Raw genomic sequence first — 22,554 nt, 5'->3', positions numbered from 1 at the left:
GGGAGAGTAGGACGCCGCCGAACAATCATTGTGGGAAAGCCCCGCACCAGTTATCTGGTGCGGGGCTTTTCTGCGTTCAGGGCCTGGTCAGGGACTCCTGTAGGGTCAGGGGGCATCGATTCGACATTTTCTACAGTCACAGTGGAGGCCCCCGGGTGGAGGTCCAGGAGACTCGGGTCCAGACTGACCGAATTTTCACCATTCCCAACATCCTGAGCATGGCTCGCCTCGCCGGCGTACCGCTGTTCCTCTGGCTGATCCTTGCCGAGTACGACGGATGGGCACTCGCTGTCCTCATGCTCAGCGGGATCAGTGACTACCTCGACGGAAAACTCGCGCGCCGCTGGAATCAGATCAGCAAACTGGGCCGGCTGTTGGACCCGGCCGCGGACCGGCTCTACATCCTGACCACGCTCTTCGGCCTGACATGGCGCGAGATCCTGCCCCTGTGGCTCACGGCCGCGCTCCTCGCCCGTGAGGCAATGCTGCTGGTCATGGTGTGGATCCTGCGCCGGCACGGCTATCCGCCGCCCCAGGTCAACTTCCTCGGCAAGGCCGCGACCTTCAACCTGATGTACGCGTTCCCCTTGCTGTTGCTCAGCGACGGGACCGGCTGGTTGGCCTGGACGGCGTCCGTTTTCGGATGGGCGTTCGCGGGATGGGGTACAACGCTCTATTGGTGGGCAGGAATCCTTTACGTGGTGCAAGTCCGTCGTCTCGTGAAGGCGGATGCCACGGCCGATTGAGCTCGCTCGGCGCCGGTAACTGACGCGGAGGAGTAGCGGAGTCACCGTCCGGGGCGGGTGAGGTCGGCCAGACCGTCATCTCTCTAGGAGGACTCTTCCGACATGAAGGCCGTCGTGATGGCCGGTGGCGAAGGTACGCGGCTTCGCCCCATGACCTCAAGCATGCCCAAGCCGCTCCTGCCGGTGGCGAACCGGCCGATCATGGAGCACGTGCTCAGGTTGCTCAAGCGGCATGGGCTCAGTGAGACCGTCGTCACCGTGCAGTTCCTGGCGTCGCTCGTCAAGAACTATTTCGGGGACGGCGAGGAGCTCGGAATGGAGCTCACCTATGCCAACGAGGAGAAGCCACTCGGCACCGCCGGCAGCGTGAAGAACGCCGAGGAGGCGTTGAAGGACGACACCTTCCTCGTCATCTCCGGCGACGCGCTCACCGACTTCGACCTCACCGATCTCATCAGCTTCCACAAGGAGAAGGGCGCACTGGTCACGGTGTGCCTGACGCGTGTGCCGAATCCCTTGGAATTCGGCATCACCATCGTGGACGAGGAAGGGAAGGTCGAACGCTTCCTGGAGAAGCCCACGTGGGGCCAGGTGTTCTCGGACACCATCAACACCGGCATCTACGTGATGGAACCCGAGATCTTCGACTACGTCGACGCCGACGTCTCGGTCGACTGGTCCGGTGACGTCTTCCCCCAGCTCATGAAGGAAGGCCGGCCGATCTACGGCTACGTGGCCGAGGGCTACTGGGAGGACGTGGGCACCCACGAGAGCTACGTCAAGGCGCAGGCCGACGTGCTCGAAGGCAAGGTCCAGGTCGACATGGAGGGCTTCGAGATCTCCCCCGGAGTGTGGATCGCCGAAGGCGCCGAGGTCAGCCCCGACGCCGTCCTGCGCGGCCCCCTGTACATCGGGGACTACGCGAAGGTCGAGGCCGGGGTCGAGATCCGGGAACACACGGTCATCGGCTCGAACGTCGTCGTGAAGAGCGGTGCCTTCCTGCACAAGGCCGTCGTCCACGACAACGTGTACATCGGCCCCCACAGCAACCTGCGCGGCTGCGTCATCGGCAAGAACACCGACATCATGCGGGCCGCGCGGATCGAGGACGGCGCCGTCATCGGCGACGAGTGCCTCGTCGGCGAAGAATCCATTGTCCAGGGCAACGTCCGCGTCTACCCGTTCAAGACGATCGAGGCCGGCGCCTTCGTCAACACGTCGGTGATCTGGGAGTCGCGCGGGCAGGCCCACCTGTTCGGCGCTCGCGGGGTCTCCGGGATCCTGAACGTGGAGATCACCCCCGAGCTGGTCGTCAAGCTGGCTGGCGCCTACGCCACCACCCTGAAGAAGGGGGCGATCGTCACCACCGCCCGTGACCACTCCCGAGGCGCGAGAGCGCTCAAGCGGGCCGTGATCTCGGCGCTCCAGGCCAGTGCCATCAACGTTCGCGACCTGGAGAACGTACCGCTGCCGGTGGCCCGGCAGCAGACGGCCCGCGGCGCCGCCGGCGGCATCATGATCAGAACCTCGCCCGGCGTGCCGGACTCCGTGGACATCATGTTCCTGGACGAGCGCGGGGCGGACCTCTCGCAGGCGGGCCAGCGGAAGCTGGACCGGGTCTACGCGCGCCAGGAGTACCGGCGTGCCTTCCCGGGCGAGATCGGCGACCTGCAGTTCCCGTCGAGCGTCTTCGACTCGTACACGGGTTCCCTGCTGCGGCGCGTCGACATCACCGGGATCGCCGATTCCGGGCTCAAGGTCGTCGTGGACGCTTCGAACGGTAGTGCCGGTCTGGTGCTCCCCAGCCTGCTCGGCCGGCTCGGGGTCGACGCGCTGACGATCAATCCCGGTCTGGACGAGTCCCGGCCGACCGAGACCGCCGAGTCCCGGCGGGCCGGGCTGGTACGGCTCGGGGAGATCGTGGCCTCGGCGCGGGCGGCGTTCGGCATCCGCTTCGACCCGGTGGGCGAGCGGATCTCGCTGGTCGACGAGCGCGGCCGGATCATCGAGGACGACCGGGCGCTGCTCGTGCTCCTCGACCTGGTCGCCGCGGAGAAGCGCAGCGGCAAGGTGGCGCTGCCCGTGACCACCACCCGGGTCGCCGAGCAGGTGGCGGCGTACCACGGGACGCAGGTGGAGTGGACGACGACCTCGCCCGACGACCTGACACGGGTGGGACGGGCCGAGAGCACCATCTTCGGCGGTGACGGCCGGGGCGGGTTCATCATCCCCGAGTTCGGCAGCGTCTTCGACGGCTCGGCGGCGTTCGTGCAGCTCATCGGGCTGGTCGCCCGCACGCAGCTCACGCTGAGCCAGATCGACGCCCGGATTCCGCGGGCGCACGTCCTCAAGCGCGACGTGCCGACGCCGTGGGCCGTCAAGGGGCTCGTCATGCGACGGGTCGTCGAGGTGGCCGGCGAGCGGCAGGTGGACACCACCGACGGGGTGCGCGTGGTCGAGGCCGACGGACGCTGGGCGCTCGTCCTGCCGGACCCGGCGGAAGCGGTCACCCACCTGTGGGCGGAAGGCCCCGACGACGCGTCCGCGCAGGCACTCCTCGACGAGTGGGCAGAGGTCGTGGACGGCGCGGGACAGCACTGAGCGGCCTCGCGTAGCGGAGCGTACGGCGGGCCGGGCCGGGCAGTCGCCCGGCCCGGCCCGCCGCACGACCGCATTCGGTGGGAGCGGGGGCGACATGCGACGATGTGGTGCATGTCGCAGCCGCCCAACAACCGGAGTTCGGCCACACCGCCCGCGCGCCCGGACGCCTCCATGTCGCTGCTGACGCACGTGATGGACCACAGCCTCGACGAGGGCTATGCGGAAGCGGCGGCCCGGAACCGGGCGGACGGAACGGCAGGGCTGCCGCGGACCCTCAAGGCGAAGCTGGCGCTCGCGGCCGGGCTCGTCGTCGCCGCCATGGTCGTCACGCTAGGTGCCGCCCAGGCGCGCATAGCGGCGCCGGTGCTGGCCAAGGAGCGCCAGGAACTGATCGACCGCGTGGAGCGTGCCGACGCCGGCGCGAACGGCCTGGAGCGCGACATCGAGCGGTTGCGGACCGAGGTCGCCGACCGCCAGGGCGCGGCGCTCCAACAGCACGGCGGGGACCAGGGTCGACTCGTTGCCCTGTTGTCGGGTGCGACCGAGGTGCGGGGCCCCGGCGTCAAGCTGGTGGTGGACGACGCCAAGGGCGCCGCGGCCGGCGGCGGCGGACCGCGCGAGAGCGCCGGGTTCTCCGACACCGGCCGGGTCCGTGACCGTGACATGCAACGGATCGTGAACGGACTGTGGCAGGCCGGAGCGGAGGCCGTCTCGATCAACGGACAGCGGCTGACGGCGCTGTCGGCGATCAGGGCGGCCGGTGACGCGATACTGGTCGACAACAAGCCGTTGGTGCCGCCCTACGAGGTCCTCGCGGTGGGGGACAAGAAACGGCTCGGCACCAACTTCCAGGACTCCGTGGACGGCCAGTACCTGCACGTGTTGCAGGAGAGCTACGGGATCCGCTACACGCTGTCCGCCGTGGACGAGGTGAAGGTGCCGGCCGCGTCGAGCCTGACCGTCCGTACAGCCACGGCAGAAGAGCCGAAGAAGGGTGCATCGTGATCGCGGTACTGGGCCTGGTGGCCGGAGTGGTGGTCGGGCTGCTGGTCCGGCCCGAAGTGCCGGCCGTCGTCGAGCCGTATCTGCCGATCGCGGTGGTGGCCGCGCTGGACGCGGTGTTCGGCGGCCTGCGCGCGATGCTGGACGGCATCTTCGTCGACAAGGTCTTCGTCGTGTCGTTCCTGTCGAACGTGGTCGTGGCCGCGCTGATCGTCTTCCTCGGCGACAAGCTGGGGGTCGGCGCGCAGCTGTCGACGGGCGTGGTCGTCGTCCTCGGCATCCGGATCTTCTCCAACGCCGCGGCCATCCGCCGGCACGTCTTCCGGGCGTGAGGCCGATGAGCAGCGACAACACCCCGCAGGGGGAGTCCGGGGAGCCTCAGCCGCTCCGGAAGGACGAACCGGCGGCGCAGGCCGCGCCAGGGCCCTCCGCGGTACCTTCGGCGGGTCCCGGGGCCGCCGAGGAGGAACAGACCGGTAGGCAGCGCCTCGCGGCCGGACTGTGGCCGCCGCGCGTGAGCCGGGCCCAACTGATCGTCGCGCTGCTGCTGTTCGTCCTCGGCCTGGGCCTCGCGATCCAGGTACGGTCGAACAGCGACTCCAGCGCACCGCTGCGCGGTGCCCGCCAGGAGGACCTCGTACGGATCCTCGACGAGCTCGACGGGCGGACCACGCGCCTGGAGGACGAGAAGCAGCGGCTCGACGACCAGCGCAAGGAGTTGGAGAGCAGCTCCAACCAGGCCGAGGAGGCCCGTCGGCAGACCGTGGAGAAGGAACGCCAACTGGGCATCCTGGCCGGTACGGTGGCAGCGCAGGGACCCGGCATCACGCTGCGGATCACCGATCCGCAGGGGCACGTGCAGTCCGACCAGCTCCTGGACACGTTGCAGGAGCTGCGGGCGGCCGGGGCCGAGGCGATCCAGATCAACGGTGTGCGCGTCGTGGCGAGCTCGTTCTTCTCGGACGAGGGTGGCGGCGTGTCGATCGACGGTAAGAAGATCACACAGCCTTACGAGTTCAAGGTGATCGGCAGGCCGCAGGATCTGGAGCCTGCGCTCAACATCCCGGGCGGTGTGGTGCAGACGTTGGAGAAGGAACAGGCGACGGTCGCCGTCGCGCGGTCGGCGAAGATCGTTGTGGATGCCTTGCGGGCTGCGAAGCAGCCTGACTACGCTCGGTCGTCATCGCCGTGATGTCGGGTGTGATGTGGACCGGCTCACGCGGGCGGACGCCTGCGGGGGGTCGACGCACCGAAGTCGCGGTGCGTGGTGGAAACTGTCTGGTGGTTACGGACGTTGTGAGAATGTCCGGGTCGGCAGGTGTGTGCATGCAGAGTTCGTCCTGCCCCACGGGCGGGTCTGTTTCGGTCAAGGGGAATCGCCCGTGAAGTTGTTTGAGAAGTTGTTCGGCAAGAAGAACCGCGAGGACAGCGGTGCCGCGCGGCACCGTGCGGGGCACGGAGACGGGGAAGCGCAGGGCGACCGGCCGCTCTTCCGCGATGAGGTGGCCGGCCAGGGTGACAATTCGGGCGCGCAGGGCGCGTCGGGTGTTGACCCTGCCGGTTCCGGACGCATAGGTTTCGGTGAACCATCAACCTCAAGTGCGGGTGGAGGGTTTGCGCCCGACCCGTATGCCACCAATGCCTCCGCGGGGCAGCCGCGGCGCGAGGAGCCGTCCATGTCGGCCGAGCAGGTTTGCAGCAGGTGTGGGCACCGCAGCGATGCGGCCAGCCGATTCTGCTCCAACTGCGGCGCGCCGCTGCGGGCGGGCCTGACGCCGGAGCGTGCCTCGGAGACCACGTCCACGATCTCGATCTCGGGCCTCGAGGCCTACGAGGCCGAGGTGTCGGGACAGCCGCACGCGTCGTCGTCGCTCTCTCCCGAGGCCCAGGCCGCGGTGGAGGCGCTGCCGCCGGGTTCCGCTCTGCTGATCGTCCGGCGCGGCCCCAACTCGGGCAGCCGCTTCCTCCTCGACGGTGAGCTGACCACGGCGGGCCGGCACCCGCAGAGCGACATCTTCCTGGACGACGTCACCGTCTCCCGGCGGCATGTCGAGTTCCGCAGGGGCCAGGAGGGCGGCTTCACCGTCTCCGACGTGGGCAGCCTCAACGGCACGTACGTGAACCGCGAGCCGATCGACTCGGTCGCCCTGCACAACGGCGACGAGGTGCAGATCGGTAAGTACCGGCTGGTCTTCTACGCGAGCCTGCGGGGCATCTGACCCTTCCCCCGGACCCGGTCCGGGGGACCCACAGGGAAGGTTCCATGCTGCGTACCCCCACCGGCGGTGCCCCGAAGAGCGGCACCGCCGGCACCGTCGGCCCGGCCGGGCGGCTGGTCAGCATCGGCACGGTGCTGACCACGCTGCGCGACGAGTTCCCCGAAGTCACGATCTCGAAGATCCGCTTCCTGGAGGCGGAGGGGCTCGTCGAGCCCCGGCGCACGCCTTCCGGATACCGCAAGTTCAGCACCGGCGACGTGGAACGGCTCGGGCACATCCTGCGCCTCCAGCGGGACCACTACCTGCCGCTGAAGGTGATCAGGGAGCAGCTCGACGCGCTCGACCGGGGTGAGCAGATCCGCATCCCCGGGCCGACCGCCCACGGGGAGTCCGTGGATCCCGCGAGCCCGTCCGCCGTCTACGGCGAGGTCGGTCGGGAGCGGCCGACCGTGCCCCGGGTGGGGCGGGCCGAGTTGATCGCGGCCGCCGAGGCGGACGAGGCCCAGCTCGTGGAGTGGGAGTCGTACGGCCTCATCTCCGAGGCGCCCGGCGGCGGGTTCGACGCGGAGACGGTCACCGTGGCCCGTCTGATCGCCGATCTCGGCCGGTTCGGCCTGGAGCCGCGCCACCTGCGTGCCATGAAGGCGGCCGCGGACCGCGAGGCCGGTCTGGTGGAACAGGTCGTCGCGCCGCTGCGCAGACACCGCAACCCCCAGACCAGGGCGCACGCCGAGGCGACGCTGAAGGAGCTCGCGAGCCTGTCGGTACGGCTCCACGAGGCCCTCGTGCAGACCGCCCTCGGCGTCCGGTTGCGCTGACGGCGCTGGTCGGCGTGGGGCCCCGACTACCCAAACCGGCCGGGCAGGTCCTAGGGTTGCTGTGTGAACGAGCTCGACGTTGTGGGTGTCCGGGTGGAAATGCCCTCCAACCAGCCGATCGTGCTCCTGCGTGAAGTGGGAGGCGATCGGTACCTCCCCATCTGGATCGGTCCTGGGGAGGCTACCGCCATTGCCTTCGCCCAGCAGGGAATGGCCCCTGCCCGGCCGCTGACGCACGACCTGTTCAAGGACGTGTTGGAAGCGGTCGGTGAGGAACTCACCGAGGTCCGGATCACGGATCTGCGGGAGGGTGTCTTCTACGCGGAGCTGGTCTTCGCCAGCGGGGTCGAGGTGAGCGCGCGGCCTTCCGACGCCATAGCGCTTGCCCTGCGGACGGGGACGCCGATCTACGGCAGTGACGGTGTCCTCGACGACGCCGGAATCGCCATTCCCGACGAACAGGAGGACGAGGTGGAGAAGTTCCGCGAGTTCCTCGACCAGATCTCACCGGAGGACTTCGGTACCGGCCCACAGTGAGGTTGGCGGTGGCGGCGCCGTGAAACGCGGCCGCGTCGTCCACCGGGAACTTTCAGCCCATTCGAGTAGCCTTTCCCCGCAATGGGGTACGGGAAACCACTCTCAGGGTGATTATCACTCGGCGTGCCGAGTGTGGCGATCGTTGACGCACCCCTGGTCACTGCCTACCTTCAAGGTGGGCAGGTCAAGGACGGAGGGTCGGCGTGAGGATCACGGGCGACGGTACGACCGGGGGCACCCCCGCACGGAGTGATGGTGGGCCGTACCCGCTGCACGGCGGCGCGGCCGGGCCCGCGCACCGTCAACCGGCGTCCACGCCGGTCGGACCGGTGAGCGACGCCCCGGCGCCCGAGCAGGTCGGCTACCGAGGCCCCACGGCGTGTGCCGCGGCGGGCATCACGTACCGGCAGCTCGACTACTGGGCGCGGACGGGGTTGGTGGAGCCGAGCGTCCGGCCCGCGTACGGATCCGGCACGCAGCGGCTGTACAGCTTCCGCGACGTGGTTGTCCTCAAGATCGTGAAGCGCTTCCTGGACACCGGGGTGGCGTTGCAGAGCATCCGCACCGCCGTCCAGCACCTGCGGGACCGGGGATTCCAGGACCTGGAGCGCATGACGCTGATGAGCGACGGCGCGACCGTGTACGAGTGCACCTCGCCGGACCAGGTGGTGAGCCTGCTCCAGGGCGGGCAGGGCGTCTTCGGCATCGCGGTGGGAGTCGTCTGGCGGGACGTGGAGAACGCCCTGTCGCAGCTGCACGGGGAGCGCGTGGACACGGGGGAGACCCTGGTCGGCCAGAATCCGACCGACGAGCTGGCCGCCCGCCGGAACCGGGCCGTCTGACCCGGCCGGGCGGGGCGGCGGCCCCCTGCGGGGGCCCACCGCCTTCCCGCGACCGCGGGGACGGCCCGTACCGCGGCGCCGTCGACGCGTTGGCGGCGCCCGTGTCAGTGCCGTAGGGCAGCATCGGGCTGTGAGATCCGCGCCGACCATCCTGCATCTGGACATGGACGCCTTCTACGCCTCGGTGGAGCAGGCGTCGAAGCCCAGCCTGCGCGGGAAGGCCGTGATCGTCGGAGGGCTCGGACCGCGGGGTGTCGTGGCCACCGCCTCCTACGAAGCCCGACGGTTCGGCGTCCACTCGGCGATGCCGATGGCGCAGGCCCGCCGGCTCTGCCCGAACGGGGCCTGCCTGATCCCCCGCTTCAGCCTCTACCGCGAGGTCAGCGACCTTGTCATGGGGTTGCTCAGGGAGCTGTCCCCGCTGGTCGAACCCCTCAGCCTGGACGAGGCCTTCGTGGACCTGGAGGCGGGCTCGGCCGCCTTCGACGCGGCCGGGGCCAGAGCGGTGGGGGAGCGGCTGCGGGCCGACATCACGGCCGCCACGGGGCTCAGCGGCTCCGTGGGACTCGCGGGATCCAAGATGCTCGCCAAGGTGGCCTCCGAGGAGGCCAAGCCGAACGGGCTGCTGCTCATCGAACCCGGCACCGAACGGGAACTGCTCGCGCCGATGTCGGTGCGGACCCTGCCAGGGGTGGGACCGGCCACCGGGGAGCACCTGCGCCGGGCCGGGATCACCACGGTCGGGGAGCTCGCCGAAGCCGGTGAGGACGAGCTGGTGCGGATGGTCGGCAGGGCGCACGGGGCGGGGCTGTACCGGATGGCGCTGGGGCTCGACGACCGGCCCGTGGTCGCGGAGCGCGACGCGAAGTCCGTATCGGTCGAGGACACCTTCGACGTGGACATCCACGACCGGGTACGGATCCGCCACGAGGTGCAGCGGCTCGCGGACCGGTGCGTGGGCCGGCTGCGGGCCTCCGGGCACTCGGGCCGGACCATCGTCCTCAAGGTGCGGCGCTACGACTTCTCGACGCTGACCCGCTCCGAGACCCTGCGGGGCCCGACGGACGATCCGGCCGTGGTGCGGGAGGCGTCCGCGCGGTTGCTGGAGGGCGTGGACACCACGGGTGGCGTCCGACTGCTCGGGGTCGGAGTGACGGGCCTCGCCGACTACACGCAGGAGGACCTCTTCGCCCAGGTGCGTGCCGCCGAGGCGGACGGGGAACCGGCGGGCGGAGCGGAGGAGAGCGGGGCCGTTGCGCCGGACGGGGTGGAGGGGTCATCCGGGGCCGTGGAGGCCGGCGCGGGAGGAGGGGCCGAAGTGGCGGGAGAGGCCGGGGGAGCGGGCGGTGTGGGCGGCGCCGCGGGAGCGGAAGGGGTCGTGGCGGCCGGAGGGGCCGTGGCGGCGTCCGGGGACGCTGTGGGCGCCGTGGGCGCCGTGGTGCGCCACTGGGCGGCCGGGAGTGACGTACGGCACGCCGTGTACGGGCCCGGCTGGGTCCAGGGCAGCGGGGTGGGACGTGTGACCGTACGGTTCGAACAGCCCGGGACCCCGCCCGGCCGGGTCCGTACCTTCCGGGTGGACGACCCCGAACTGGAGCCGTCCGATCCGCTGCCCCTGGTGGGTACGGCCTAACTCCCGCCGGTCAGCCGCCCGGCGTCGCGGCGGCGCTTCTTGGAGGGCGGGGGCGGGGGGTGCTGGAACTCCGAAGGGAGGGCCACGTCGAGCCCGTAGTGGTGGTACAGCTGGAGCTCCTGCTCGGGGGAGAGGTGGCGGCCGACCCCGAAATCGGGGGCGTCCTTGATGAGGGAACGTTCGAACGGCACGCGCAGGGTGTCGTCCACCACCTCGCTGGGCTCCAGCGGGACGAAGGCGTCCCGACCGAAGAGGCCGGTCCGCACCGCCGCCCACTCCGGTACGCCCGTGGCGTCGTCGAGGTAGACCTCGTCCACGGTGCCGATCTTGGCGCCGTTGCGGTCGAATGCCTTGCGGCCGATCAGGCTGCGCGGATCGATGTCGGTCTGCACGGTCCCTCCACTTGGTCGCAACTCCATCCGTAATCACTACAAAAGTGCATATCCGCAGACGGGGCCACTCGAGGGAGGGTCCAGATCCTCGCTGGTAGGCTGGGTGACGGCTGTCGACCCTGTGCGGGAGAGTCCTCCGAATGAGTTCGACGGAGGCGCCGAAGGAGCAAATCCTCCCCGGAATCTCTCAGGCATACGTACCGCACGTGAAGAGGCCACTCTGGAAAGCAGGAGCGGTGCCGGGACGCAGTGCCGGCTCCTCTCCTCACCGACGGTGAAAGCCGGATCCCGCGGGCGACCCCCGCGTGGCCCGGTGAAGCTCTCAGGTTGAGATGACAGAGGGGGAGGCCGTCCGGGTGCCCGCGCCGTGGTGCCCCTCGCAGGTCATACGACCAGGAGGCCTCCGTAATGACCGCCAACCGCATTCCGCTCTCCCAGCTTGAGCGAGGCATCCCCTTCGAGCAGCGCCACATCGGCCCGGACGCCGAGGCGCAGGCGAAGATGCTCGCCCACGTGGGCTACGGCTCCCTGGACGAGCTCACCGCCGCCGCGGTACCGGATGTGATCAAGTCCGCCGAAGCGCTGAACCTGCCCGAGGCGCGGACCGAGGCGGAGGTGCTCGCCGAGCTCCGCTCGCTCGCCGACCGCAACCAGGTCCTGTCCTCGATGATCGGCCTCGGTTACTACGGCACCTTCACGCCGCCGGTGATCCTGCGCAACGTCATGGAGAACCCCGCCTGGTACACGGCGTACACGCCCTACCAGCCGGAGATCTCGCAGGGTCGCCTGGAAGCCCTGCTGAACTTCCAGACCGTCGTGGCCGACCTGACCGGTCTGCCGACCTCCGGCGCCTCCCTCCTCGACGAGGGCACCGCCGCCGCCGAGGCCATGTCCCTGGCCCGCCGCGTCGGCAAGGTCAAGGGCGGTGTCTTCCTGATCGACGCCGACGCCCTCCCGCAGACCATCGCTGTCATCGAGACCCGCGCCGAGCCCACGGGCGTCGAGGTCGTCGTCGCCGACCTCTCGGACGGCATCCCCGCCGAGATCGCCGAGCGCGGCGTCTTCGGCGTGCTGCTCCAGTACCCCGGTGCCTCCGGCGCGGTACGCGAGATCAAGCCGGTCATCGACCAGGCGCACGAGCTCGGGGCCATCGTCACCGTCTCGGCCGACCTGCTCGCCCTGACCCTGCTGACCTCGCCGGGCGAGCTGGGCGCGGACATCGCCGTCGGCACCACCCAGCGCTTCGGCGTTCCGATGGGCTTCGGCGGACCCCACGCCGGCTACATGGCCGTCCAGGCCAAGCACGCCCGCTCGCTGCCGGGCCGCCTCGTCGGCGTCTCCGTCGACGCGGACGGCAACAAGGCGTACCGCCTGGCACTGCAGACCCGCGAGCAGCACATCCGCCGCGAGAAGGCCACCAGCAACATCTGTACCGCGCAGGTGCTGCTGGCCGTCATGGCCGGCATGTACGCCGTCTACCACGGGCCGGACGGGCTGCGGACGATCGCCCGCCGCACCCACCGCTACGCCGCCCTGCTCGCCGCGGGCCTGACGGCCGGCGGGGTCGAGATCGTGCACGGCTCGTACTTCGACACGGTCACCGCCCGGGTGCCCGGCAAGGCCGCCGAGGTCGTCGCCGCCGCCCGTGCGGCCGGCGTCAACCTCTTCCAGGTCGACGCCGACCTGGTCTCCGTCGCCTGCGACGAGACCACCCTGCGTGCCGACGTCGAGGCCGTCTGGGGTGCCTTCGGGGTCGACGCCGACCTGGAGGCCCTGGACGCGACCACGGCCGAGACCCTCCCCGAGGGCCTGCTGCGCTCGGACGAGGTCCTGACCCACCCGGTGTTCCACCAGCACCGCTCCGAGACCGCGATGCTGCGCTACCTGCGCAAGCTGTCGGACAAGGACTACGCGCTGGACCGCGGCATGATCCCGCTGGGCTCCTGCACGATGAAGCTGAACGCGACCACCGAGATGGAGCCGGTGACCTGGCCCGAGTTCGGCCAGCTGCACCCGTTCGCCCCGGTCGAGCAGGCGGAGGGGTACCTCACGCTCATCACCGAGCTGGAGGAACGACTCTGCGAGGTCACCGGCTACGACAAGGTCTCCATCCAGCCGAACGCCGGCTCCCAGGGTGAGCTCGCCGGCCTGCTGGCCGTCCGCGCCTACCACCGGGCGAACGGCGACGAGCAGCGCACCATCTGCCTCATCCCGTCCTCGGCGCACGGCACCAACGCGGCGAGCGCGGTGATGGCCGGCATGAAGGTCGTCGTCGTGAAGACGGCGGACGACGGCGAGGTCGACGCGGGCGACCTGCGCGCCAAGATCGAGCAGTACCGCGACGAGCTCGCCGTGCTGATGATCACCTACCCGTCGACGCACGGTGTGTTCGAGGAGCACGTCGCCGACATCTGTGCCCAGGTGCACGAGGCCGGTGGCCAGGTGTACGTGGACGGCGCCAACCTGAACGCCCTGGTGGGCCTGGCCAAGCCGGGTCACTTCGGCGGCGACGTATCGCACCTGAACCTGCACAAGACCTTCTGCATCCCGCACGGCGGCGGCGGCCCCGGCGTGGGCCCGGTCGGCGTCCGGGCGCACCTGGCTCCGTACCTGCCGAACCACCCGCTCCAGCCGACGGCCGGCCCGGAGACGGGCGTCGGCCCGATCTCGGCCGCGCCGTGGGGCTCGGCCGGCATCCTGCCGATCTCCTGGTCGTACGTACGCCTGATGGGTGGTGAGGGTCTCAAGCGAGCCACCCAGGTGGCGGTACTGGGCGCGAACTACATCGCCAAGCGTCTTGAGCCGCACTACCCGGTGCTGTACACGGGCCCGGGCAACCTGGTCGCGCACGAGTGCATCATCGACCTGCGTCCGCTGTCGAAGGTGACGGGCGTGAGCGTCGACGACATCGCGAAGCGTCTGATCGACTACGGCTTCCACGCGCCGACGATGTCCTTCCCGGTCGCCGGCACGCTGATGATCGAGCCGACGGAGTCCGAGGACCTCGCCGAGATCGACCGTTTCTGCGACGCGATGATCGCGATCCGCGGCGAGATCGAGCGGGTCGCGGGCGGCGAGTGGCCGGCCGACGACAACCCCCTCGCCAACTCCCCGCACACCGCCGCGTCGCTGGGCGGAGAGTGGAACCACCCGTACACCCGCGACGAGGCCGTCTTCCCGGCCGGTGTCACGGCCGCCGAGAAGTACTGGCCGCCGGTGCGCCGGATCGACGGCGCGTTCGGCGACCGTAACCTGGTGTGCTCCTGCCCGCCGCTGGACGAGTACGACAACTGATCCCGCGCGAGCGGTGACCGGGCGCTGACGTGGTGAGCTGACGCGCCGAAGGGGCCGTTCCCGGAGCATGTGCTCCGGGAACGGCCCCTTCCTCGTTCGGTCCGGTCAGGCCGCCGCGAGCGGGCGGTGCGGCGCGATGATCTGGCCGTCCGGCAGGAGTTCACCGGTGTCCTCGAAGAGGAGGACGCCGTTGCACAGCAGGCTCCAGCCCTGCTCCGGGTGGTTGGCCACCGGGCGCGCGGCCTCCCGGTCGGCGGATTCGGATGACGGGCAGGCAGGCTGGTGCTGGCACATGGATGCGTTCTTTCGCTGCGGTGTGGTCTGTTCGCTACGGCTCGATGCGTGATTCATGGCCGTCCCCCTGGGTCGTCCCCGCACCTGCGGGGAGGATGGGCTCAGTCTTCCCCCAGGACGGCTGCTTCGCAGGTATTTCCCGGCAGCTGTCCTCATGGATTGAGGACGCATCACCCGTGCGGGCGGTTCAGGCCAACTGCCCTGTCATTTCGGATGGTTCGCGAGTGGTCCGAGCTGACTAGGCCGAATGGGTCATCCGGGTGACTGTGGTCATGCCGCCGGAGCGGCTACTGGAGGCGGAACGGGAGGCGCCTGTCGGGTCAGCCGGTGCGTCAGTACGGGCAGCAGTTCGGACACGGTGTGCGGCCGGAACGCGGCGATGCCGGGGGGTGCCGGGGCGAGCGGAACCAGCAGGTCGGCGGCGGCGGGCAGACCGGCCGCCGCGTCGGCCCCGACCGCGCCGTGCAGCCACAGGGTGAGCATGTACAGCTCCGGTACGGACAGCAGCCGCGGTTGGTAGCCCGTCCCCATCGACTCCGCCTGGCGCAGGGCGCGTTCGGTGGCGGTGACGTAGGGGCCCTCGAAGAAGTGGGAGAAGGTCCAGCCGTCCGCCGTGAGACGGGTATCGGCCGCGGCGACGAAACGGTCCCCGCTGCGGATCAGGAACCGCCACGCGGTGAGCCTGGTGCGCGGGGGCCTTCCGCCGGCCGCGAGGTTGGACGCGTGGAGCCGGTCGATCACGTGCACCGGAAGGGGCAGCTCGGCGGTCAACGGGCCCTGGACCGTGCGCAGGGCCGGAGTGTGCGCCTCGTGGACGGCGGTGGGGGAACCGAGTGCCGCGAGGACGCTGCGCAGGGCGGGCGCGGGAGCCGGAGGGACATGCAGCGGCATGGTGGGTCGCCTCTCACTTGGGAGACCTGTGGTTCGGGGGAAGGAACGGGACGGCGCTGTCGCATTCTGGGGTCAGAGGGGGGCTGAGGGGCAATGACCGCGCGCCAACTCTCTGCCTCGATTGCGGAGTTTATACGACACGTGTTCACGCAGTGTTTCGGCTAGCTGTCCCCGCAATTGCCGACAAGTCGCTTACCGGTCCCGCTGCGATGCCATTCGTGCCGCCTGAGCGCAGACCTGCCGCGCTGACCTCGGAGGCTACCGGAAGGGGGCTCGGCTGGAAAGCATCGGTTATCCGGAACCGGCAAAGTCGACGCGGAATTTGCATACGACGACTTGCCAGGTGAATGTGCCGAAGCGCCCATCCGGCCATACCGGCGCGCGCTCCTGTCCGAGGGGCGGTCACCGGCGTTATCGATCACGGCGCCTGGGCATCATCGACCGTACGTGCGCGCCCGGATGCACTCGGCCGGGCCAATGGAGGAGGGACACTTCGATGGGGGAGAAGGTCGTGGCAGGCGGATTCGACCTGTCCGATCGGCAACGGTATCGGAGGAAGCTCCACGAGTGCCTGGAGGGACTGGAGCGGCTTCTGGCGGAGAAGAGGTTCGATCGCCCCAAGAACATGATGGGGCTGGAGATCGAATTGAATCTCGCGGGTGCCGACGGTTTGCCGCGAATGGTGAATGCCCAGGTGTTGGAGCGGATTGCCAGCCCCGATTTCCAGACCGAACTCGGATTGTTCAACCTTGAGGTCAACGTCCTTCCCCACCGCCTGGACGGCCGGGTATTCGACCAGCTCGCGGAGGAGCTGAGCGCGGGGCTCCACTACGCCCATCGGCAGGCCGCGGAGATCGACGCGGGGGTGGTGATGATCGGGATCCTGCCGACCCTCTCCCGCGCGGACCTGGCGCCGGCCAACCTCTCGGCGGTGGACCGCTACTCGCTGCTGAACGAGCAGATCCTGATGATGAGGGGGGAGGACTTCACCCTCGACATCGACGGTGTGGAGCGGCTGACCTGGAGCACCGGGTCGATCGTGCCGGAGGCCGCCTGCACCTCCGTACAGCTCCACCTGCAGGTGACTCCGGCGCGGTTCGCGGACGTGTGGAACGCGGCGCAGGCGGTGAGCGCCGTACAGATAGCGGTGGGCGCCAACTCGCCCTTCCTGTTCGGGCGCGAGCTGTGGCGCGAGTCGCGGCCGCCGCTCTTCACGCAGGCCACCGACACCCGGCCGCCCGAGCTCCAGGCCCAGGGGGTACGGCCGCGGACCTGGTTCGGGGAGCGGTGGGTGGATTCGGCGTACGAGCTGTTCGCCGAGAACCTCCGCTACTTCCCCGCGCTGCTGCCGATCTGCGACGAGGAGGAGCCGCTGCGGGTACTGGCCGACGGCGGGGTGCCGAGCCTGCAGGAACTGGTCCTGCACAACGGCACGGTCTACCGCTGGAACCGGCCCGTGTACGGGGTCGCCGACGGGGTGCCGCACCTGCGGGTGGAGAACCGGGTGCTGCCCGCGGGGCCGACCGTCGCCGACGTCGTCGCCAACGCGGCCTTCTACTACGGGCTGGTCCGCACCCTCGCGGACGAACCGCGCCCGGTGTGGACCCGGATGCCGTTCGCCGAGGCGGAGGCCAACTTCGACGCGGCCTGCCGGTACGGGATCGACGCCCGACTGCGCTGGCCCCGGCGGGGGCGGGCCGGGGGGCTGGTGAGCGTACCGGCGGTGAGGCTGGTGCTGGACGAGCTGCTGCCGATGGCCGCGGCCGGCCTCGACGCCTGGGGGATCGAGGCCGCGGACCGGGACCACTACCTGGGGATCATCGAGGAGCGTTGTCGGCGGCGGGTGAACGGGGCGACCTGGCAGGTGGACACCTACCACCGGGCCCGCGCCGGCGGGCTCGACCGGGACGCCGCGCTCGCCGCGACCACCCGCCGGTACAGCGAGCTGATGCACCGGGGTGACCCCGTGCACACCTGGCCCGTCGGAATCGCGGAGCGGGAGGTGGACGCCGCGACGGTGGCCGGCCGCTGACTCGTCCGTCCTCGGGCGGCCCCTCCGGTCCGCGCCCGTCGCTCCCGCATCCCCCGATCCCGCCGCGATCGTCCCCTCCGGCCGCCGAGGAGGCAGTATGGGGTGGTCGAAACAGGACGTCGCGGCGGGATGGCTCGCAGCGGGGCGGCGGGACGGGAGTCGGGCGTGCGCGCGGAGCCGGTGGTGGTGGAGCTGGACGAGGACCAGCGGCGGCGGGGGGTCCTGCGCACCGAGACGCTGCTCGTGCTCGCGCTGTCGTTGGGCGCGAGCGGGGTCTCCGCGCTGATCAGCTTCATCGGCTCGCTCACCAAGCCGGGCGGCCTCAAGGACCAGGCCGCCACGCTCAACGGCTCGTACGCGCCGGGCCGGCCATGGCTGGACCTCGCCTGGCAGCTGTTCGGCATCGCCTCGGCGCTCGTCCCCGTGCTGCTGGTCGCGCACCTGCTGACCCGCGAAGGGGCGCCCGGGTTGCGGGTCCTGGGCTTCGACCGGACCCGGCCGTGGCAGGACCTGGGCCGGGGGGCGCTGGTGGCGGCCGGGATCGGCAGCGCCGGACTCGCCTTCTACCTGGCCGCCCGCGCCACCGGCTTCAACCTGACGGTCGTGCCGGAGGCGCTGCCCGACGTCTGGTGGAAGTTCCCCGTACTGATCCTCTCCGCGGTGCAGAACTCCGTGGTGGAGGAGGTCATCGTGCTGGCCTACCTGCTGCGCCGGCTCGACCAGCTGGGCTGGTCACCGATGGCGGCGCTGCTGGCCAGCTCCCTGCTGCGCGGTTCGTACCACCTCTACCAGGGCATCGGCGGGTTCATCGGCAACATGGTGATGGGCGTGGTCTTCGTACTGGCCTACCGGCGCTGGGGCCGGGTGGGGCCGCTCGTCGTCGCGCACGCGCTGCTCGACATCGTCGCCTTCGGCGGGTACGCGCTGCTCGCGGGCAAGGTGGGCTGGCTGCCCACCCCCTAGGCTTTTCGGACTTCGGGGGCGGGCCTCACGGGGCGGTGAGCAGTTCGCCGTCGAGGACGGTGACGGCGTGGCCGGTCAGGAGGGTGCGCTCGCCGGCCAAGGTGACGCGGACCAGGCCGGTACGGGCTCCGCCCTGGAGGCCGGTCATCTCGGTGCGGCCCAGGCGGGCGCCCCAGAAGGGCGCGAGTGCGGTGTGCGCGCTGCCGGTTACCGGGTCCTCGTCGATGCCGACGGCGGGGAAGAAGCCGCGCGAGACGAAGTCGTAGCCGCGGGCGGGGTTCTCGGCGGCCGCGGTGACGATCACCCCGCGGCGGGAGTGGGCGCGCAGGGCGGCGTGGTCGGGGGTGAGCTCGCGCACGGCACGTTCGTCGGCCAGCTCGACCACCAGGTCGCCGATGTGGGCGGAGGTGTCGTGCACCGACTTGATCTCGGCGCCCAGCGCGCGGCCCACCTCGGGGTCCGGGTCCACGGGCGTCAGCGAGGACGTCGGGAAGTCCATCGTGATCGATCCGTCCCCGGTGGCCCGGGCGGTGAGGACGCCGCAGCGCGCCGCGAAGCGGATCAGGCCCTCCGCGAGGCCGTCCGAGGCGAGGACGTGGGCGGTCGCGAGGGTGGCGTGTCCGCACATGTCGACCTCGGCGGCCGGGGTGAACCAGCGCAGCGCCCAGTCGGCGTCCCCGCCGGGCGGCAGGGGGCGGGCGAAGGCGGTCTCGGAGAGGTTCACCTCGGCGGCGACCCGTTGGAGCCAGGCGTCCGGGGGGAAGGGGCCGTCGAGGAGCAGGACTCCGGCGGGGTTGCCGTGGAAGGGGCGGTCGGTGAAGGCGTCGACGATTCGGATGCGCATGGATCCGACGGTAGATCGGTCCGCCGGACGCGGACAAAGGCCAATCGGGGCCGACTGGCCTGGTCGCGGCCGGGGGATCACTCGTGCGGTGCGTGCGGTGCGTGCGGTGCGTCCGGTTCTGGCTCGGCCGGGAGGTGGCCCACGGCCATGGCCACGGCGTCCCGGGCCGTGCCGGCCTCGCCGATGACGTCGCCGTGCGGGTGCGTCAGGACGCGGTAGGCGCCGGCGGGGGCGCTCAGGGCAACCTCGATCTCGTACGGGTGGCCGGTTCCGGAGCCGAAGCCGAGGGTCCAGTGGCTGGAGTACACGTACAGCCGTCTCAGCCGGGGTTCCGCGCCGGCCGCTTCCAGGAGTTCGCCGAACCGAGGGAATTCCGGGGCCTCGGCCGCCGGCTGCCGGGTGAGGCGCCACTGCAGCTCGACCAGCGCCGCCGGACCGCGCTCGTACGCCTCGGCCTCCTCGTCGTAGGACAGGAACGGCAGTTCCGCCCGCAGGTCCCGGATCCCCTTGCCCCGCCCCCAGGCCACCCCGGCCCGTACGACGTCCGTCAGGTCGTCGGTCGATCCGGAGACGAGCTCGACCCCCCGGCTCCAGCCGTGCACGTCGAACCGGGGGCTCCCGGAGCGGGCGCGGACCGACAGCGGATTCCGGGCGGGATCCGGGGAGGCGATCCCCGCCGAGGCGAGCGGCCCCCGGTCACCGGGCAGGACGGTGACGTCGGCGCCGAGTTCGGCCGCCCATCACGCTCGGCGAGTGTTGACGATAGTTTCCGATATATCGTTGACGCATCGCGATGGATCAGCGATAGTGAAGAAGTCGAAAGACGACGACCGCCATGACAATCGATGACGAAAGGAGCGCAGTGATGCGTTCACGTGGACAGCACGACCATGGACAGGGGCATGAGCACGGGCGGGGGCACGGGCACTGCGGGCCCGACCGTCGGGAGGAGTTCCGGGAGCGGCGTGCCGCCTTCGGGCCGTTCGGCCCGCCCTTCGGTGGCGGTCCCTTCGGGGGGCGCGGCGGCCGCGGGGGACCGCGGGGCCGGGCGCGGCGCGGTGACGTGCGCGCCTCGATCCTGGCGCTGCTCGTCGACCGGCCGATGCACGGTTACGAGATGATCCAGGAGATCGGCGAGCGCAGCGGCGGGGCGTGGAAGCCCAGCCCCGGCTCGGTCTACCCGACCCTCCAGCTCCTGGAGGACGAGGGGCTCATCGTCAGTGAGAGCGAGGGCGGCAAGAAGCTGTTCACCCTCACCGACGCCGGCCGCACCGAGGCCGAGTCCGGTCCGGACGCCCCCTGGGCGGACGCCGGGCGGGGCTTCGACTTCGAGGCGATGCACGAGGTGCGCACGGCCGGGGTCGGCCTGATGGAGGCCTTCGGGCAGGTCTTCAAGACCGGCTCGCCCGAGCAGCGGGAAAAGGCCCTCGCCGTGATCAACGACGCCCGCAAGAAGCTCTACCTGATCCTGGCGGACTAGCGCTGAGCCGCCCGGCGGCCCCCGGGCATCCGGCCCGTCGGTCGACTCCCGTACGGACGACGGCGCGCCCCGCGAGAAGCCTCGCGGGGCGCGCCGTCACGTCGCCGTCCGGCCGGGTCGAACCGGCTCCGGTGGCCGCGGTCAGACGACCAGGCCGGCCAGTTTGCGCAGCGACTCGTTCAGTGCCGCGGTGGCGGAGTCCTTGAGCTTGCCCGCCATCAGGGACACGGCCGCGCCCGTGAACTCGCCGTCGATGCGGACGGTGGTGGCGCCGGCGTCCTCGGTCAGCGTGTAGCGGGTCAGGACGGCCACGCCCATGGGGCCCTTGCCGGTGATGGCGAAGAGCCGTTCGTCCTCCAGCTCCGAAACGGTCCACAGGACCTCGGCGGGGAAGCCCATCATCTTCATGTTCTCGGCGAAGGTGGCACCGAGCGCCAGGGTCTCGGGGCCGCCCTTCGGGAAGTTGGTGTGGGTCATGCTCCACTGCCCGTACGCGTCCCAGTCCGTCAGCTGGGCCCACAGCTGCGCGGCGGGCGCCTCGATGCGTGATTCCGCGGTGACTTCAGCCATGCGTCCACCCCTTCTCGTCGGGTACGTGCGGCGGAAGGTAGTCCCGGCGACCCCAACATTCAATACTGACGACCTGTCAGATCCGGAGGATCGCCGGAGTCCCGGTCTCGGCCGCGTCTCAACAGGCGTCACCGGCGTGACGGTGCTGACCGGCCCTGCCATGATGGCCGGATGCAAGCGTCAGGGAAGAACGCCGGACTGGGCCTCGCCCTCGTCTCGGCGTGCGCGTTCGGTGGTTCGGGGGTCGCGGCGAAGCCGCTGATCGAGGCGGGGCTGGACCCGCTCCACATGGTGTGGCTCAGGGTGGCCGGGGCGGCGCTGGTGCTGTCCCCGCTCGCCTGGCGCCACCGTGATCTCGTACGGCGCAAGCCGCTGCTCCTCGCCGGCTTCGGGCTCATCGCCGTCGCCGGTGTGCAGGCGTTCTACTTCGCTTCCCTGTCCCGGATCCCGGTCGGCGTGGCCCTGCTCCTGGAGTACCTGGGCCCGGCCCTCCTGCTCGGTTGGATCCGCTTCGTCCAGCGCAAGCCCGTGACCCGGGCGGCCGCGGCGGGGGCGGCGGTGGCCGTCGTCGGCCTGGCCTGCGTGGTCGAGATCTGGGCGGGTCTGAGCCTGGACCCGCTCGGCGTGCTCCTCGGTCTCGCCGCCGCCTGCTGCCAGGCCTTCTACTTCGTCTTCGCGGACCAAGGGGCGGACGGGGACGACGTGCCCGACCCGATGGGCGTGATCGCGTACGGAATGATCATCGGCACCTTGGTGATGACCGTGATCGCCCGGCCCTGGAACATGGACTGGCAGGTGCTGGGCGGGGACGCCGTCCTGAGTGACCTGGCGGTGCCCGCGTTCGCCCTGCTCGGCTGGGTGGTGCTGGTCGCCACCGTCTTCGCGTACGTCACCGGAGTGGTCTCGGTGCGCAAGCTCTCCCCGCAGGTGGCGGGCGTGGTGGCGTGCCTGGAGGCCGTCATCGCCACCGTCCTCGCGTGGATCCTGCTCGGCGAACACCTCTCCCTCCCGCAGATCATCGGCGGCGCGCTGGTGCTGAGCGGCGCCTTCATCGCGCAGTCCTCCCGGCCGACCCCGCCGGCCGCGGTCGAACCCGCCGTGCTCGACCTGGAGCACACCCGGGCGTGACGCGGCCTCCGGGCTGCCGGCCTGGTCAGGCGGGCGGAGGAGCCCGTAGGGTACGCACCATGCCTTCGACCGTACTTCCGCCTCCCGCCGCCTAGGTCCTGTCCGGACGCCCCCGCGGTCCCCGCCCGTCGTGCGGGGACACCTGGGGATTCCCGCGCAGGACCGGGCGCGGGTGGCTGCTCCTTTGAGGACCCACCCGTCCCGGCCGCCCTCCGGCGGCCCGGGGCGGGTTCGTGCTGCCCGCGAAGTGATGACCCGCTTTCCTCAT

Annotated in this window: 21 protein-coding genes and 1 riboswitch; of the genes, 15 read left to right on the top strand and 6 right to left on the bottom strand. The window is 70.8% G+C overall.

Annotated features, from left to right (window positions below; all coding sequences use genetic code 11):
* Positions 1–155 precede the first annotated feature (155 nt).
* The 10 genes from NOD94_RS19045 (at position 156) to NOD94_RS19000 (ending at position 10,398) form a co-directional block, all read left to right on the top strand.
* Positions 156–746 carry a CDP-alcohol phosphatidyltransferase family protein gene (locus tag NOD94_RS19045; protein ID WP_281207176.1) on the top strand — a complete coding sequence of 197 codons (591 nt, stop codon included), beginning with the start codon at positions 156–158 and terminating at the stop codon, positions 744–746.
* 102 nt (positions 747–848) lie between these two features.
* A complete protein-coding gene (locus NOD94_RS19040; RefSeq protein ID WP_281207175.1) occupies positions 849–3,347 on the top strand; it encodes a mannose-1-phosphate guanyltransferase in 2,499 nt (832 codons plus the stop codon).
* Between the two features lie 111 nt (positions 3,348–3,458).
* Positions 3,459–4,352 carry a DUF881 domain-containing protein gene (locus NOD94_RS19035; protein ID WP_281207174.1) on the top strand — a complete coding sequence of 298 codons (894 nt, stop codon included), beginning with the start codon at positions 3,459–3,461 and terminating at the stop codon, positions 4,350–4,352.
* Positions 4,349–4,681, top strand: a complete 333-nt coding sequence (locus NOD94_RS19030; RefSeq protein WP_281207173.1) for a small basic family protein — start codon at positions 4,349–4,351, stop codon at positions 4,679–4,681. The genes NOD94_RS19035 and NOD94_RS19030 overlap by 4 nt, the downstream gene beginning before the upstream one ends.
* Positions 4,682–4,686: 5 nt before the next feature.
* Entirely contained in the window at positions 4,687–5,541 is an 855-nt protein-coding gene (locus NOD94_RS19025; protein ID WP_281207172.1) for a DUF881 domain-containing protein, read from the top strand.
* 82 nt (positions 5,542–5,623) lie between these two features.
* Positions 5,624–6,568 carry an FHA domain-containing protein gene (locus NOD94_RS19020; RefSeq protein WP_281207181.1) on the top strand — a complete coding sequence of 315 codons (945 nt, stop codon included), beginning with the start codon at positions 5,624–5,626 and terminating at the stop codon, positions 6,566–6,568.
* Between the two features lie 44 nt (positions 6,569–6,612).
* Entirely contained in the window at positions 6,613–7,386 is a 774-nt protein-coding gene (locus NOD94_RS19015; protein WP_281207171.1) for a MerR family transcriptional regulator, read from the top strand.
* Positions 7,387–7,449: 63 nt separating this feature from the next.
* Positions 7,450–7,923 (top strand): bifunctional nuclease family protein, encoded by a 474-nt coding sequence (locus NOD94_RS19010; protein ID WP_007262890.1) that lies wholly within the window; start codon positions 7,450–7,452, stop codon positions 7,921–7,923.
* 203 nt (positions 7,924–8,126) lie between these two features.
* Positions 8,127–8,765, top strand: coding sequence for a MerR family transcriptional regulator (locus NOD94_RS19005; RefSeq protein WP_281207170.1), 639 nt, complete (start codon positions 8,127–8,129; stop codon positions 8,763–8,765).
* A 130-nt stretch (positions 8,766–8,895) separates the two neighbouring features.
* Positions 8,896–10,398 (top strand): DNA polymerase IV, encoded by a 1,503-nt coding sequence (locus NOD94_RS19000; protein WP_281207169.1) that lies wholly within the window; start codon positions 8,896–8,898, stop codon positions 10,396–10,398.
* Here the strand turns inward: NOD94_RS19000 and NOD94_RS18995 are convergent.
* Positions 10,395–10,817: a PRC-barrel domain-containing protein gene (locus NOD94_RS18995; protein ID WP_281207168.1), complete on the bottom strand. Its 423-nt coding sequence runs from the start codon at positions 10,815–10,817 to the stop codon at positions 10,395–10,397. The two genes, NOD94_RS19000 and NOD94_RS18995, sit on opposite strands and share 4 nt — an antisense overlap.
* A gap of 87 nt (positions 10,818–10,904) precedes the next feature.
* Positions 10,905–11,003, top strand: a riboswitch (glycine riboswitch).
* Positions 11,004–11,198: 195 nt separating this feature from the next.
* Between NOD94_RS18995 and gcvP the strand changes: the two genes are divergently transcribed.
* Positions 11,199–14,084: an aminomethyl-transferring glycine dehydrogenase gene (gcvP, locus tag NOD94_RS18990; protein WP_281207167.1), complete on the top strand. Its 2,886-nt coding sequence runs from the start codon at positions 11,199–11,201 to the stop codon at positions 14,082–14,084.
* A gap of 105 nt (positions 14,085–14,189) precedes the next feature.
* Here the strand turns inward: gcvP and NOD94_RS18985 are convergent, their stop codons facing one another.
* Both NOD94_RS18985 and NOD94_RS18980 read right to left on the bottom strand, forming a co-directional pair.
* On the bottom strand, positions 14,190–14,378 hold the full coding sequence (locus NOD94_RS18985) for a DUF5999 family protein (RefSeq protein WP_007262885.1): 189 nt from the start codon (positions 14,376–14,378) through the stop codon (positions 14,190–14,192).
* A 270-nt stretch (positions 14,379–14,648) separates the two neighbouring features.
* Positions 14,649–15,269 carry a hypothetical protein gene (locus NOD94_RS18980; RefSeq protein WP_281207166.1) on the bottom strand — a complete coding sequence of 207 codons (621 nt, stop codon included), beginning with the start codon at positions 15,267–15,269 and terminating at the stop codon, positions 14,649–14,651.
* 496 nt (positions 15,270–15,765) lie between these two features.
* Here NOD94_RS18980 and NOD94_RS18975 point away from each other — a divergent pair, with 496 nt between their 5' ends.
* Positions 15,766–17,301, top strand: coding sequence for a glutamate-cysteine ligase family protein (locus NOD94_RS18975; protein ID WP_281207165.1), 1,536 nt, complete (start codon positions 15,766–15,768; stop codon positions 17,299–17,301).
* A gap of 129 nt (positions 17,302–17,430) precedes the next feature.
* Positions 17,431–18,264 carry a CPBP family intramembrane glutamic endopeptidase gene (locus tag NOD94_RS18970; RefSeq protein ID WP_281207164.1) on the top strand — a complete coding sequence of 278 codons (834 nt, stop codon included), beginning with the start codon at positions 17,431–17,433 and terminating at the stop codon, positions 18,262–18,264.
* 25 nt (positions 18,265–18,289) lie between these two features.
* On the opposite strand, the gene NOD94_RS18965 is transcribed toward NOD94_RS18970, so the two are convergent.
* Both NOD94_RS18965 and NOD94_RS18960 read right to left on the bottom strand, forming a co-directional pair.
* Positions 18,290–19,108, bottom strand: a complete 819-nt coding sequence (locus NOD94_RS18965; RefSeq protein WP_281207163.1) for a PhzF family phenazine biosynthesis isomerase — start codon at positions 19,106–19,108, stop codon at positions 18,290–18,292.
* 77 nt (positions 19,109–19,185) lie between these two features.
* Complete coding sequence (locus tag NOD94_RS18960) at positions 19,186–19,710, bottom strand: DUF6193 family natural product biosynthesis protein (RefSeq protein ID WP_281207162.1); 525 nt, start codon at positions 19,708–19,710, stop codon at positions 19,186–19,188.
* Between the two features lie 263 nt (positions 19,711–19,973).
* Between NOD94_RS18960 and NOD94_RS18955 the strand changes: the two genes are divergently transcribed.
* On the top strand, positions 19,974–20,588 hold the full coding sequence (locus NOD94_RS18955; protein WP_281207161.1) for a PadR family transcriptional regulator: 615 nt from the start codon (positions 19,974–19,976) through the stop codon (positions 20,586–20,588).
* A gap of 141 nt (positions 20,589–20,729) precedes the next feature.
* Here the strand turns inward: NOD94_RS18955 and NOD94_RS18950 are convergent, their stop codons facing one another.
* Complete coding sequence (locus NOD94_RS18950) at positions 20,730–21,158, bottom strand: SRPBCC family protein (protein ID WP_281207160.1); 429 nt, start codon at positions 21,156–21,158, stop codon at positions 20,730–20,732.
* Between the two features lie 171 nt (positions 21,159–21,329).
* Here NOD94_RS18950 and NOD94_RS18945 point away from each other — a divergent pair, with 171 nt between their 5' ends.
* Positions 21,330–22,286: an EamA family transporter gene (locus tag NOD94_RS18945; protein WP_281207159.1), complete on the top strand. Its 957-nt coding sequence runs from the start codon at positions 21,330–21,332 to the stop codon at positions 22,284–22,286.
* Positions 22,287–22,554: the final 268 nt, after the last annotated feature.

It is taken from the genome of Streptomyces sp. Isolate_45 (assembly GCF_024721315.2).
In the GTDB taxonomy this organism is placed as follows: domain Bacteria; phylum Actinomycetota; class Actinomycetes; order Streptomycetales; family Streptomycetaceae; genus Streptomyces.
Note: the sequence above shows the minus strand (reverse complement) of the source record. Positions and strands in the feature narration are given on the sequence as shown.

Bases quoted from the DNA above. Each gene is read 5' to 3' on its own strand.
- NOD94_RS18985 (WP_007262885.1), bottom strand. From the start codon at position 14,378: ATGTGCCAGCACCAGCCTGCCTGCCCGTCATCCGAATCCGCCGACCGG.
- NOD94_RS18955 (WP_281207161.1), top strand. From the start codon at position 19,974: ATGCGTTCACGTGGACAGCACGACCATGGACAGGGGCATGAGCACGGG.
- NOD94_RS18965 (WP_281207163.1), bottom strand. From the start codon at position 19,108: ATGCGCATCCGAATCGTCGACGCCTTCACCGACCGCCCCTTCCACGGC.
- NOD94_RS18980 (WP_281207166.1), bottom strand. From the start codon at position 15,269: ATGCCGCTGCATGTCCCTCCGGCTCCCGCGCCCGCCCTGCGCAGCGTC.
- NOD94_RS18970 (WP_281207164.1), top strand. From the start codon at position 17,431: ATGGCTCGCAGCGGGGCGGCGGGACGGGAGTCGGGCGTGCGCGCGGAG.
- NOD94_RS19040 (WP_281207175.1), top strand. From the start codon at position 849: ATGAAGGCCGTCGTGATGGCCGGTGGCGAAGGTACGCGGCTTCGCCCC.
- NOD94_RS18950 (WP_281207160.1), bottom strand. From the start codon at position 21,158: ATGGCTGAAGTCACCGCGGAATCACGCATCGAGGCGCCCGCCGCGCAG.
- NOD94_RS18995 (WP_281207168.1), bottom strand. From the start codon at position 10,817: ATGGAGTTGCGACCAAGTGGAGGGACCGTGCAGACCGACATCGATCCG.
- NOD94_RS18945 (WP_281207159.1), top strand. From the start codon at position 21,330: ATGCAAGCGTCAGGGAAGAACGCCGGACTGGGCCTCGCCCTCGTCTCG.
- NOD94_RS19025 (WP_281207172.1), top strand. From the start codon at position 4,687: ATGAGCAGCGACAACACCCCGCAGGGGGAGTCCGGGGAGCCTCAGCCG.
- NOD94_RS19035 (WP_281207174.1), top strand. From the start codon at position 3,459: ATGTCGCAGCCGCCCAACAACCGGAGTTCGGCCACACCGCCCGCGCGC.
- NOD94_RS18975 (WP_281207165.1), top strand. From the start codon at position 15,766: ATGGGGGAGAAGGTCGTGGCAGGCGGATTCGACCTGTCCGATCGGCAA.
- gcvP (WP_281207167.1), top strand. From the start codon at position 11,199: ATGACCGCCAACCGCATTCCGCTCTCCCAGCTTGAGCGAGGCATCCCC.
- NOD94_RS19015 (WP_281207171.1), top strand. From the start codon at position 6,613: ATGCTGCGTACCCCCACCGGCGGTGCCCCGAAGAGCGGCACCGCCGGC.